General features: G+C 41.5%; 11 protein-coding genes and 1 pseudogene. 5 read left to right on the top strand and 7 right to left on the bottom strand.

Features of this window, described 5'->3' with window-relative positions; translation table 11 throughout:
- Positions 1 to 48: 48 nt before the first annotated feature.
- Positions 49 to 168, top strand: a complete 120-nt coding sequence (locus AC1DVB_RS04240; RefSeq protein WP_048686276.1) for a DUF4023 family protein — start codon at positions 49 to 51, stop codon at positions 166 to 168.
- Between the two features lie 48 nt (positions 169 to 216).
- On the opposite strand, the gene AC1DVB_RS04235 is transcribed toward AC1DVB_RS04240, so the two are convergent.
- The 4 genes from AC1DVB_RS04235 to brnQ form a co-directional block, all read right to left on the bottom strand.
- Positions 217 to 909 carry a hypothetical protein gene (locus tag AC1DVB_RS04235; protein ID WP_230136496.1) on the bottom strand — a complete coding sequence of 231 codons (693 nt, stop codon included), beginning with the start codon at positions 907 to 909 and terminating at the stop codon, positions 217 to 219.
- A gap of 156 nt (positions 910 to 1,065) precedes the next feature.
- On the bottom strand, positions 1,066 to 2,982 hold the full coding sequence (locus tag AC1DVB_RS04230; RefSeq protein ID WP_034310612.1) for a vWA domain-containing protein: 1,917 nt from the start codon (positions 2,980 to 2,982) through the stop codon (positions 1,066 to 1,068).
- 15 nt (positions 2,983 to 2,997) lie between these two features.
- Positions 2,998 to 3,864 (bottom strand): ATP-binding protein, encoded by an 867-nt coding sequence (locus AC1DVB_RS04225; protein ID WP_082609479.1) that lies wholly within the window; start codon positions 3,862 to 3,864, stop codon positions 2,998 to 3,000.
- A 1,034-nt stretch (positions 3,865 to 4,898) separates the two neighbouring features.
- Positions 4,899 to 6,230 carry a branched-chain amino acid transport system II carrier protein gene (brnQ, locus tag AC1DVB_RS04220; RefSeq protein ID WP_477588268.1) on the bottom strand — a complete coding sequence of 444 codons (1,332 nt, stop codon included), beginning with the start codon at positions 6,228 to 6,230 and terminating at the stop codon, positions 4,899 to 4,901.
- Positions 6,231 to 6,590: 360 nt separating this feature from the next.
- Here brnQ and AC1DVB_RS04215 point away from each other — a divergent pair, with 360 nt between their 5' ends.
- Positions 6,591 to 7,157 carry a sugar O-acetyltransferase gene (locus tag AC1DVB_RS04215; protein WP_095679317.1) on the top strand — a complete coding sequence of 189 codons (567 nt, stop codon included), beginning with the start codon at positions 6,591 to 6,593 and terminating at the stop codon, positions 7,155 to 7,157.
- A 36-nt stretch (positions 7,158 to 7,193) separates the two neighbouring features.
- Here the strand turns inward: AC1DVB_RS04215 and AC1DVB_RS04210 are convergent, their stop codons facing one another.
- Positions 7,194 to 7,838 (bottom strand): SDR family oxidoreductase, encoded by a 645-nt coding sequence (locus AC1DVB_RS04210; RefSeq protein ID WP_095679318.1) that lies wholly within the window; start codon positions 7,836 to 7,838, stop codon positions 7,194 to 7,196.
- Positions 7,839 to 8,197: 359 nt separating this feature from the next.
- On the opposite strand from AC1DVB_RS04210, the gene AC1DVB_RS04205 reads away from it, so the two are divergent.
- The 3 genes from AC1DVB_RS04205 to AC1DVB_RS04195 all read left to right on the top strand — a co-directional run bounded on the left by AC1DVB_RS04205 (position 8,198) and on the right by AC1DVB_RS04195 (position 9,926).
- Positions 8,198 to 8,461: a CD3324 family protein gene (locus AC1DVB_RS04205; RefSeq protein WP_034310602.1), complete on the top strand. Its 264-nt coding sequence runs from the start codon at positions 8,198 to 8,200 to the stop codon at positions 8,459 to 8,461.
- Between the two features lie 145 nt (positions 8,462 to 8,606).
- The gene (locus AC1DVB_RS04200) at positions 8,607 to 9,242 is read left to right on the top strand and encodes a FusB/FusC family EF-G-binding protein (protein ID WP_034310600.1); all 636 of its coding nucleotides are present in this window, start codon (positions 8,607 to 8,609) and stop codon (positions 9,240 to 9,242) included.
- A 102-nt stretch (positions 9,243 to 9,344) separates the two neighbouring features.
- The gene (locus AC1DVB_RS04195) at positions 9,345 to 9,926 is read left to right on the top strand and encodes an MEDS domain-containing protein (protein WP_477588266.1); all 582 of its coding nucleotides are present in this window, start codon (positions 9,345 to 9,347) and stop codon (positions 9,924 to 9,926) included.
- 57 nt (positions 9,927 to 9,983) lie between these two features.
- Here the strand turns inward: AC1DVB_RS04195 and AC1DVB_RS04190 are convergent.
- Both AC1DVB_RS04190 and AC1DVB_RS04185 read right to left on the bottom strand, forming a co-directional pair.
- Positions 9,984 to 10,390 (bottom strand): annotated as a pseudogene (locus AC1DVB_RS04190) (cytidine deaminase).
- Positions 10,391 to 10,417: 27 nt separating this feature from the next.
- Positions 10,418 to 11,560 (bottom strand): amidohydrolase, encoded by a 1,143-nt coding sequence (locus tag AC1DVB_RS04185; RefSeq protein WP_477588298.1) that lies wholly within the window; start codon positions 11,558 to 11,560, stop codon positions 10,418 to 10,420.
- Positions 11,561 to 11,858 lie beyond the last annotated feature (298 nt).

Genomic DNA, 11,858 nt, shown 5'->3' with positions numbered 1-11,858 from the left:
CCTCTTCTGGTTATAGTAAAAAAGAAAATAACGAAGGAGGTACATTCCATGAAAAGTTCAAAGGAGTTTGTTGAAAGCATTCAAGAGCAGCAAAAAAAGGAAGAAGGCAATATGCGCCGTCAAGGTAATGGGAATCCCGCTCAGAAGTTACCGAATAAAAAACATTAATGAAGACAATCTTCAAAAGACCCAGTCTTAATATAGGCTGGGATCTTTTCAGTCTGATGCACTTTTCTTCTTCATCTCTTCGATTTCTTTTGAGAATGTTTCTTCTATCTCTTTTTTATTTCCATATAAAAAGAGATTATCCCCTAATTTGATTTTATACTCATATAGCTCTTTTCTGATTTTCACTTCTCCGCTTTCAATAAATAAAATGTTGATGTCGGCTCCATCTGAAATGACATCAAAGGCTTTGACATCGATGAACTCCGAGTCCTCATAAATATCGATCTCCATGACCACGTCTTCATCTTCTAAAAATAAGACCTCTTCTATCGGGTGTTCCCATAATTCATAATGATTGTACATTTCACTTTTCATCTTATTAGATAATCTATTATTCAGGAATGGAACCTTCACTAAAACGGTTAAAACCAACAGGATTCCAATAATGATGCTTAACTCCATCAAACGCAGATCATCTGTAAGCAATGTACTGATCGATGAAATGATGACAGCAAGCGAGAATGCACCAAATAAAATTAAGAACATGCTTATTTTCCGTCGAATGGGGTGATCGATAATGGATTTTGACTCGTCAGTTGTAAAACCAGTGCCCGTCAGCATGGAAATAACCTGAAATCTTGCCACTGTGCCTTTTAATCCAGTCAATTTCATCAAGGTGACCGATATTTCAATTACAAGAACAATGATTATAAAATAAAGCAGCATAAAAAGTACATTCATCAAAATGATCACTTCCTCATCTATGGTTTACCCCAATCACGACAAAAGAAATCCCATTCGACGTTCATTTTAAGTTTCCACCAATTGCTGACAAAGCCAAAAAAAAACAGTAAGATCCAAAACTTGAATCCTACTGCGTTTTTATCTACATATTTCTTAAATGGTCTTCAGCAGCAATTTTTTTAACAGCGGTGTAAATTGCTCTGGCAATTCAGCTACACTCGGAATCATCAGGCGTTCTTTGCCATAGATGTTTTTCATCGTCATCTCTTCACTCTCATCGATGCCTCCATCCGCTAAAAACAGGCCGATGACCTCGATGCCCTTTTTCCTGGCTTCCGAAACAGCAAGGTGTGTATCGACAATTCCATTTTGATCATAATCGCTTGCCGCCGGCTCACCATCGGAAAATACGAGCAAGAAACGGTTTTTTTCGCGCCTTTTTTCCAATTCCATTGTGGCAACCCTGATACTGTATCCGTCGCGGTTGTCTTCCTCTGGCTCAAGCTGCATGATTTTAGCTCCTGAGTTTAGATAAAGAGAATCGGAATGGGACTGGATCACATGGAAGTAGTTCGGCTGATATCCTTCCCTCACTTCATTGGCATCTTCCCAGAAACCCACGATCGAGTGGGGGATCCTTAATTTCTTCAGCACTTCATGAAACAGGACGACCCCTCGTTTCGTTTCATCCATTTTGTTATGCATGGAAGCCGAGCAATCGATAAGCAATGTGAATACCGCATCCATTTCATTAGAATCCTGGTTCTTTTTATAAAAGACCCTTGGATTTTCTTCAAATACAAGCGGGAGTAATTTCTTTGATAAACGGCCAAAAACCAAATCTTTTCTTGGTGCGTTCTTTTTATTTTCCAGCGTCTTTTCAATGGTACTGGAGAGTTTCCTCTTGAACGGTTCGATATCCGCAACAAACTCTCGGTAGCGTTTCTCTTCCATAAGTGTTGGTACTTTGGCTTCTTTGATTACCTGAACGACGTCTTTATTTTCTTCACCAAATGGATGTTCACCGCTTTTGCCCATATTGGTTTGTTTCTTCTCCAGCGTTTCTTGCTGATTGTATTCCTTTTGTTGACTTTCCCCTGATGAACCCTGGATCGAAGCCAGTGCTTGGTCGGCATCTTCCGCTTCCCGGGCACCTCCGCCCATCAGGCTTGTTTTCGTTCCCTGCTCCAATTCAAATTGGAGAAACGTCGAATTACTTTCACCGTTCTTGTTCTCCCGATGCCAAGTCGAAAATTTTTCATCAATGAACTCACTTTTTTCTTCGTCTGCATCATCTGTATCATCGTTCAACAGTTCATCATTTCTAGTTAGTTCATCAAATAAGGTATTTGCTTTATACTTTTCCACACTTGCAATGGGGAAAATGAAATATTCATTCATCGTATCTTCGTACCCATCGTTCACACGGAAAACGATTTGCTCGCAAATCCTCGTGATATCACTGGTTTTAGTGGCATCAAAGACCGAATGGATGAACGGTTTGAGTTTCTCCAGTTCTTCCAGCTGCCTTTCGTTGGCTCTCGGAAAAATCGGATCCGGCCTGTCGGATTGAAGCAGTAAATATATGAGGCAATATAATTCATCCAGTGCAAAACTTCTTGTGACATTCGTCGCCAATTGGCTTTCGAAATATTGTTTAAGGTAAGCCCCCCTTACCGAAAACCATTTTTTCGTGCCTGGTCTTTCTTTCTTCACCAATTCTTCCAATCGCAAATCTTCCAGCAAAGCGAATAATTGGGCTGCAAACTTCGGGAGTGAACTTTCCCCGATGCTGTCCTGGTACTCCTTCATGCTCCGGATTGTTGTATGATGCAGCGTGCCTATCGTTCTAAGAAGCACGTCCGTTTTCAGCCCTGCTTCCTTCACTTCCTTATTGCCATTTTCCCAAAAGTGGCTGGCAGTGACCTTATTCTCGATCAGGTCAATGAAGGAGCCATAATTGTATTCGAATTCCAGCTCAGGAATGCCGGATAAAACAGTCGAGAGATCCTGAAGCTGTAAAAAAAGTGCCGTATCTATTATTGAATCATTGAACCGGATATACTTCATGAGGCATTCTCCTAGTTAGAATAATGTGTCAGCCAAGTTCTTCACGAACTCACGCTCCCGTTCCTCGTCCAACTTATCCACAATGGAACGAAGGATCGCCCGTTTCGGCGGGATCAACACACTCAGATCGCAAGCATCAAGCAAAGCCCTGATCGACGCCGCATCTTCAGCCACCTTCCCTTGATTCACGGCATTTATCAAATCACTCGACAGTTTAACGAACAAATCAATACTTCTTGGGTCCTTCAGCTTTGTATTGGTTTCTATCAATTGCTTTAACTGCTCCCCTTCGATATAAGGAACTTCAATGATGACAAACCTATTTTTTAGCGCTTCGTTCAGCGGCACTGTCCCGACATACCCTTCGTTGATTGCAGCAATCACATTAAAGCCCTCTTTTGCCGTTATCACTTCATTGGTGAACGGATTCGTTATMGTCCTTCTGTAATCAAGCACACCATTGATAAGCGGCAGAGTCTCCGGTTTTGCCATGTTGATTTCATCTATATATAAGAAGTGACCGTGATTCATCGAATTGGTCACTGGTCCAGGTACGAATTCTATCACTTGTTTTTCCTCTTTGTAAGCCAGCGTCTTGAAGCCCAATAAGCTTTCTGCATCCAAGTCGACTGAGCAGTTGACGCTGAACATCGGCTGATTGAATAAGTTCGATAAAGTCTCGGCAAACTTTGTCTTTCCAGCCCCTGTCGGACCCTTCAAAAGGATATTCTTCCCCATGCTCAAGGCCGTGATGGCATCCACCATCAACTCCATCTCGGGAGGGAGATATCCGCCGCTCCTGATCAATTCCTCAAATTGAGCAGGATTCTTTTTGCTTGCTTGTAATATATTTGCTATTTCTGTTGGTAATCGATTGATCATTATGTTCCTACACCCCTTTCTGAACATTTTAAGGCTCTTTCCCTTTAAAAACAAACACTAAGAAAAGGAGCTGTCATCAAGACAGCTCCCCGACTGTAGATAAACTCGGAGTAAAGTTAGTTTTTCATTTCAGAAATCTTTTCCTTACTCTAACCAAGACTCATCAAAACAAACTGAGTGGCGCAGCTTTCTTCCATACAATAAGAGTTTCATAAAACAATAAAAAACCATATTGAACTAGTTCGCTGCAGCTTTTTTATGTAAAAGACGTTTCAGCTTGATTTCTGAAATCCGCTCCCTTTCCGCCGACTGTCTGCCAAGCCTCCTCACCGCAAGCGGCTGTGGAGGCTTGGCTAGCCAGATATTCGGCAGGAGTGTCGCAAWTTTCTTCAATCCAATAGGGTTCATAAAACAATAAAAAACCATATTGAACTAGATTGCTGCAGCTTTTTTATGTAAAAGACGTTTCAGCTTGATTTCTGAAATCCGCTCCCTTTCCGCCGACTGTCTGCCCCTCCTCACCGCAAGCGGCTGTGGGGTCTTGGCTAGCCAGATATTCGGCAGGAGTGTCGCAAATTTCTTCAATCCAACAAGGGTTCATAAAACAATAAAAAACCATATTGAACTAGATTGCTGCAGCTTTTTTATATAAAAGACGTTYCAGCTTGATTTCTGAAATCCGCTCCCTTTCCGCCGACTGTCTGCCAAGCCTCCTCACCGCAAGCGGYTGTGGGGTCTYKGCTAGCCAGWTAYTCGGCAGGAGTGTCGCAAATTTCTTCAATCCAATAGGGTTCATAAACAATAAAAACCGAAAGTGTAACCACTTAATCAAGCTTAAAGATGAAACCAACTACAGTTTTTTCTTTAAAGACAATCCAGTTGATTGGAACGGAAGGTACGAGACTCCTGTGGAAAAGCGCGGCCAAGGGAGACCCCACAGGCGCAAAGAGCGCCGAGGAGGCTCCCGGACCGCCCGCGGAAAGCGAGTGCCTGGAGTGGAAATCAACGTTATTCGAGGTTCACTCTGATATCCCTTAATAGGCTTCCTTAGGGTCACCTTTCAATAGGTATACCATATAGCCCAATACACCGCCGATGATGGCAGGAATCACCCATCCCACCCCTACACTATATAGTGGAAGGTATTGAGTGAAAAGGTCCGAAACGGCATCCAGTTTAATGCCTGATGCCACTATTCCATCCATTATGCTGATGATGGCCGTTAATAATAAGCTTCCTAAATATACCTCCGATTTCCCTTTGAATAAGGAATGGAAGAACGTAAGAACGATCAAAACGATCGCCACGGGATAAAGCGCAGTTAACACAGGCACTGTAATGGAAATCAGCTTGGTCAAACCTACATTGGCAACGGCCGCACTGAAAACGGAGAAGATGACGACATATGATTTATACGATACGGCAGGCAGTATTTTATTGAAATACGTAGCACAAGCCGTTATCAAACCGATGCTTGTCGTCAGGCAAGCCGCGATTACAATCAATCCTAACAACACGGCACCACCCTGTCCGAAAAAATGGTTCGAGGCTTGAGCCAAAACGTCTCCGCCATTACCCAGTTGACCGAGCTTTTCCACACTTGTTGCACCTACATAAGTTATAGACGCATAAACGATCACCAACAAGGTGGCAGCTATTAAGCCGGCTTTCAGACAGAAGCCCAACACTTCTTTTCTTGATGTTATCCCTCTATCTTTGATTGCATTGATGACGATGATCCCAAATGCAAATCCGGCCAGCGTATCCATGGTCAAATATCCTTCTTTAAATCCCTTAAAGAAAGAATTATCTGAATAATCAGCCGCTGGTGCCTGGATTTCACCCATTGGGTTAATAATTGCGACCACAATGAGAATCCCGATGAAAATCAATAATAAAGGTGTTAATATTTTTCCGACGATATCGAGCATTTTTGATGGATTGATGGATAATAAACAGGCAATCCCAAAGTATATGATCGTGAATATCAGCAATGGTAAAAAACCGACATCATTAGATAGGAAAGGTTTAATCCCTATTTCGTAGGATACACTCCCCGTTCTGGGAAGTGCGAAAAGCGGTCCCAAAGATAAATAAAGAACGACGGTGAAAATGATGCCGAATAAGGGGTGTGCCCTGCTTGCAAGCGATTGAACATCATTTTTTCCTGAAAAACCAAAGGCCAATATTGTAATGAATGGCAGTCCAACACCAGTAATGATGAATCCTAAACTGGCCGACCATAAATTGGTCCCCGCGGATTGACCGAGCATGGCAGGGAAAATTAAGTTTCCTGCACCAAAAAATAAAGCAAAAAGCATTAATCCTGTTACAATGACGAAAGACAGCGGTGCTTTCTGTGACATATAGAGCCCTCCATTGTTTTGTGATTATCTTAACCAAGAAAAGAGTTGTCCACAATTTCCGAAAAAAAATGACATGAACTTCGAACCATTCTACTGATCTGTTTAAATGGACCTTCATGAAACTATGAATCATCCATAACTCTTCTTACTATAAAATCCGGTGGAACGTTTGTCAAAGCTATTTCATTCATTATTCGGAAAAATCTTTCTTTTCTAACTTCTTTTTTAAAAAACGAGAGAGACATTTAGATTCAACAGAAAAGTTGAGTAAAAAGTACTGCAATTTATTTTGCGGGAAAAATGTTTTAATATTCAGATATTTTTTCAAACTATATAAAAAAAGAAACAGGAGGCGCATACATGAATACTGAAAAAGAAAAGATGGTGAGCGGGAAACCTTACATCGCCGCTGATCCGGAATTAATCAGAGATAGGGAAAATGCCAGAAAGTTGACCCGGTTATACAATCAGACAACGGAAAGCGAAGGAGATGAACGGACCGCACTGCTGAAACGGCTTTTAGGTTCCACTGGGCTAAATGTATATATTGAACCCACTTTCCGTTGTGACTATGGATACAATATTTCTGTCGGGGAAAACTTTTATGCTAATTTTGATTGTGTCATTTTGGATGTTTGCGAAGTGAAAATTGGCAGGGATTGCATGTTGGCTCCCGGAGTGCATATCTATACAGCTACACATCCGCTGGATCCCTTTGAACGCAGTTCTGGAGTGGAATACGGAAAACCGGTTACGATAGGGGATCATGTATGGATTGGAGGAAGGGCCATCATCAATCCTGGCGTTACAATAGGGAGTCATTCCGTTGTCGCCTCAGGGGCCGTCGTAACAAAGGATGTTCCTGAAGGCGTTGTTGTCGGTGGAAATCCAGCGAAGGTCATCAAGCATATCGAAGGAATTAAATAAGCAGAGTCCACTGAGTGGCTCTGCCCCTGTTTTACGTTAAATTTCCCTCAAGGCTTCCGCGATTGCAGTATCGCCAGAGATTAAATCAAATGAACGCTTATAGGTATTTTCATCGGTCAATGAAGCAAGAATCGTTCGAGCCACATCTTCACGGGCAATCGATCCTCTTTCCAATTCCTCGGCGGCGGTCACTTTGCCCGTTCCCGGTTCATTAACCAGACCGCCAGGCCGAATGATCGTATAATTTAAATCGCTTTGTAACAATGCCCTATCCGCATAGTGCTTGGCCACATAATACGGTTTGATGGCTTCATTCCAGTTTTCGCGATTATTGGCCTGAAAAGCACTCACCATGATGAATCGGTCGATTCCCAGGTTTTCTGCCGCTTCAATCGTTTTAACTGCACCATCCAGATCAATCAACAGCGTTTGATCAGCACCGGTGCTACCTCCGGACCCTGCTGTGAACACGATGGCATCGCAGCCTTTTGCCGCATTCGCAATCTCATCCACTGATCCAGTTAAACTGACGACTGCAGATTCAATTCCATTTTTCTTTAAATGCTCACTTTGTTCTTCTTTGCGAACCATTGCCCGTACACTATGATCCGGGCTGTCGTTTAATAAATCTACAAGATGTTTACCGATCTGCCCATTTGCCCCAACTACGAATACTTTCATAAAGTCAGCTCCCATAATGTTTAGTTTGGTTTCCCTCCAAATTATTTCATGGACTCAGAACATTATCAAACAATCAGCCCGCCGATTCAGCTTTAACATTGGAAAAAGTTTGGCAACTCACCCTATTCTATTTTATAATAAGAACAACACGTGTTCTTCAGAAACACAAAGGGGAGGTGTAAAGATGGCAATACGAATGTTAATGCCACCTTCTGCAGCGTCTCATGCAAAGCCTAGTATTGGAGGCGATACTTTGCATGGGGTTGAATTAAGCTAAATTTAATCGCCCGCCTTATCATTTCTAATATTCGGCTTTGCACCTTATTTCATTCTTAATAAAGAATAAGGGGCTGGCAGAAATGAAGTATGTAAAAGCGACGGCCGTTTTACCTGAAAAGCTGATCGTTGAAATTCAAAAGTATGTGCAAGGTGAAACCATATATATCCCTAAACCCGAAAAAGCCCATCACAAATGGGGAACCCGTTCGGGATCAAGGGAATTGATCGATGACCGAAATGCCTCTATAAAATATGCTTTCAAAGACGGGCATTCCATCCATCAATTAGCCGAGGAACATTTTCTCTCCGCGGAAACCATCAAGAAAATCGTATATTCTAAATAAAGATTACACGGGTAGCACTGATAATGATATCAGTGCTATTTGTATGCCGAGTATGTTTCTTAGTCGTTTCCCCCCTTTTAAAGCAGATGCAATTTATGTAAAGTAAAGAGAAACGGTAACACTTGAAGAAACAGGAGTGAAGAAAATGGAACCTTTTATCAGGAGCGAGCAGTATAACTTCATAAAATCCCAAACACAAATTCTCATAAATGGACACGCGACTGCCAACGATAAGGATGTGATCAACACCCTGAAAACAGTCGCCAAAGAAAGGGTACTAAGCTTATTCAGTGACTTGAGCGAAGAGCAAAAACAACTGCTGGATCCAGTGGATACCATCAAAGATCCCGCACAAGCCGAAGCCTTTCTACTACAGGTGAAGCCATTTGTGATCCCATTTAAAGAAGTAACCGAAAAAACGATAAAAAAACTATTTCCTAAAGCAAAGAAATTAAAAACCCCTTTGTTGGAAAACATCGATTTGAGAGAGATTTCATACCTGGGATGGGATGATGTCGGATCCGGAAAGAAATTCATCATTGCCCCCCATCATCATAAACTCACCGGATTGCATGGAACCATTAAACCTGCCAACAAAAAAGGGATCTGTGCCATATGCAGCCGCTTTGAAGAAGTAGGGATGTTCATGTCTGAAACAAAAGGAACCGTCCAAGGGACATTCATTAAAAAAGGGAATTATATTTGTCTGGACAGCATGAAATGCAACCAGAACATAACCACTTTGGATAAAATGACCGACCTGATCGAACGGCTGAAATAAAACGGAAAAGCAATCCTTCAATGGAGAAGGATTGCTTTTTGCCCTTGTTAAAAAACTCTCATTTTGTCCTGCTATGGAATTCTAGTATAATGGAAACAATACATGAAAGAAGGAATGGATATATTGAAAAGCAAAATGAATCAGTTGTTCGAAGACCAAAAAAATGTTCATGTGCTATATTCCTATAATGAAATGGAAAATTACATTAAACAAGTTTTAAGTTATATCCAAGATGGCATCATGGCGGGGGATTACGTCATTCTTGTTGAAAATGACCGTATTTACCCCATTATCCATAAAGAACTAACTCGGTTAACGAAAGATCAAATGAAGCTCCTTCACTTTGTGAACAACTTCGATTTCTATTGCTCAAGCGGCAGTTATCATCCTCCTGCAATCGAAGAATACTTTAATAAAACGGTTCAGCCCTATGTCGAAAATAAAATCTCTTTCCGATCATGGGCACATGTGGAATGGGCAACCTTGGAAGAGCCCCTGCATATCATAGAGGAATTTGAGAGAACAGTAGACAAAGCTGTAAATCTGCTGTCATTTCCATTAATTTGTGCGTACAAAGGTGAGAGGATGCCAGAATACCTGAAAACCATTTTGCTGGAAACACATCCTTATGTTCTAGAAGACGATGATATCACCATCTGTGAACAATACTTGCCATCTGTTTGAAATAATACACTTACACGCTTAGGAATTCCCCTAAGCGTGTTTTTTCCGTTGCATTTATCATGAATCCCTCGTGTATTTATACGGCATTAATTCACCGACCTTCGTCTTTACCGTTCCCCATTAATATTCAGGATGACAAAGCACTCTTTTGCATAATCCGAGATTAATTCCCGACACATCCCACACGGGCTAACCACTTTAAAAGCTCTTTCTTCATCATCGGAATAGGGATGCTTAACCGCCACGATGGTATCGAATCCCTTTTCCCCGTCCGATATCGCCTTGCCGATCGCAATGGCTTCTGCACATACAGTAACCCGGCCAATATACGCTTCAATACGTTAACGCAGCAGAACTCGTTTTTAATGCAGCGCCAACATGATGCCTATTTTCCTCGTAAAGACCTCTAATCTTGCAGCTTCTATTAAATCACGATCCGACTCATTCAATGGATAAGTTTTGATGACTGGACCTCCTTCTCTTCTAATATTTCATACAGGAATTTTTTTTAACGCTTCTAAAGCCAATAAGCGGAAATAAGAAGCAGCTGGAAAAAGTGCTTTTTCATCTACTATAAACTTAGGATGATGCAGGTCATAAGGACCGCCCGACCCTATCATGACGAAAGCACCTGGAATTTTTTCTTGGTAAAAAGCGAAGTCTTCCCCTATTGAACTAGCTTCCAAGGTTTTTGTCGTGTAACCTGCTGTGTCTCCAACCTGAAGCGCCAAATCTGCCCATTCAGGCGTATTATCAACTGATGGCGGGCCAGGATGCCATGATAATTCAACATTTGCATTGAATGTTTCACTAATACCGTGCAGGACCTGTTTCATACGTTTCTGAACGAACTCTCGTTGAGTTTTACTGAAGGTGCGGACGGTTCCTTCCATATATGCACTATCCGGGATAACGTTCCACGTTGAGCCGCTATGAATTTGGGTGATGCTCAAAACCGCGGACTCTTTTGGCGCCACATTGCGGCTGATGATGGTTTGCAACGTTGAGATAATATGTCCTGTTATGATAATCGGATCATTACCCTCTTCCGGTTTGGCCGCATGAGAACCAGTTGCTTTAACATGCACTTCAAAGCGATCGACTCCCGCTGTCAGAGCTCCATGTTTTGTCCCTAACTCCCCAACTTGCAATGTCGGATCATTATGAAGGCCAAAAATCACATCCACATCATCCAGCACACCGGTTTCCATTAAAGCACTTGCACCATGCCCCGTTTCCTCCGCAGGCTGAAAAATCAAGCGAATCGTTCCGGATAGATTTCTTTCTTCTTTTTTTAATAAAAAAGCAGTCCCCAAAATGACGGAAGTGTGAAAATCATGACCACATGCATGCATCACGCCGCTGTGCCTTGAAGGAAAATCCACCTCAGATTGCTCTAAAATTGGTAAAGCATCAATATCGGAGCGAAGAGCTATCGTAGGTCCCGGCTTACTCCCTTTTATCTCAGCTACGACACCAGTTTTCAATGGGAAATCAAGTATCTTGATATCTTGAGTTTGAAGCGCTTCTTTAATTTTTTTTGTCGTTTCAAATTCTTGGTTTGATAATTCAGGTGTCATATGAAGATCGCGTCTGAATTCCAATAAATAATTTTCCAATTCTACATTGCTCATGGTCAACGGTTGTCCATCTCCTTAAAAATCCGAATAGTAAAGAACGAAAGCTAATAGCCAAGGAATATCAATTGAAACAGCTTTCAAATAAGCTATTTGATTAACGTATAAAGACTGAGCTCTAATTTAGGTCGAGTCATAAGCACCATAACAATGTTTTCCGGAAATGATAAATGTGTATATTCCGAATATTTAACATTGACAATTTATTATATAAGATGCTACCATTTGATTTAATTTCTATATTATATTAACGTATCAACCCGAAAAAGGATTCAATTTAGTAGAAAACAAGTAA

This window comes from Peribacillus sp. P4_D6 (assembly GCF_056401795.1).
Note: the sequence above shows the minus strand (reverse complement) of the source record. Positions and strands in the feature narration are given on the sequence as shown.

Excerpts from the sequence above, each read along its gene's own strand:
- AC1DVB_RS04210 (WP_095679318.1), bottom strand. The coding sequence starts at position 7,838 with ATGAAAGTATTCGTAGTTGGGGCAAATGGGCAGATCGGTAAACATCTT.
- AC1DVB_RS04230 (WP_034310612.1), bottom strand. The coding sequence starts at position 2,982 with ATGAAGTATATCCGGTTCAATGATTCAATAATAGATACGGCACTTTTT.
- AC1DVB_RS04240 (WP_048686276.1), top strand. The coding sequence starts at position 49 with ATGAAAAGTTCAAAGGAGTTTGTTGAAAGCATTCAAGAGCAGCAAAAA.
- AC1DVB_RS04215 (WP_095679317.1), top strand. The coding sequence starts at position 6,591 with ATGAATACTGAAAAAGAAAAGATGGTGAGCGGGAAACCTTACATCGCC.
- AC1DVB_RS04205 (WP_034310602.1), top strand. The coding sequence starts at position 8,198 with ATGAAGTATGTAAAAGCGACGGCCGTTTTACCTGAAAAGCTGATCGTT.
- AC1DVB_RS04200 (WP_034310600.1), top strand. The coding sequence starts at position 8,607 with ATGGAACCTTTTATCAGGAGCGAGCAGTATAACTTCATAAAATCCCAA.
- brnQ (WP_477588268.1), bottom strand. The coding sequence starts at position 6,230 with ATGTCACAGAAAGCACCGCTGTCTTTCGTCATTGTAACAGGATTAATG.
- AC1DVB_RS04185 (WP_477588298.1), bottom strand. The coding sequence starts at position 11,560 with ATGAGCAATGTAGAATTGGAAAATTATTTATTGGAATTCAGACGCGAT.
- AC1DVB_RS04195 (WP_477588266.1), top strand. The coding sequence starts at position 9,345 with ATGAAAGAAGGAATGGATATATTGAAAAGCAAAATGAATCAGTTGTTC.
- AC1DVB_RS04235 (WP_230136496.1), bottom strand. The coding sequence starts at position 909 with ATGAATGTACTTTTTATGCTGCTTTATTTTATAATCATTGTTCTTGTA.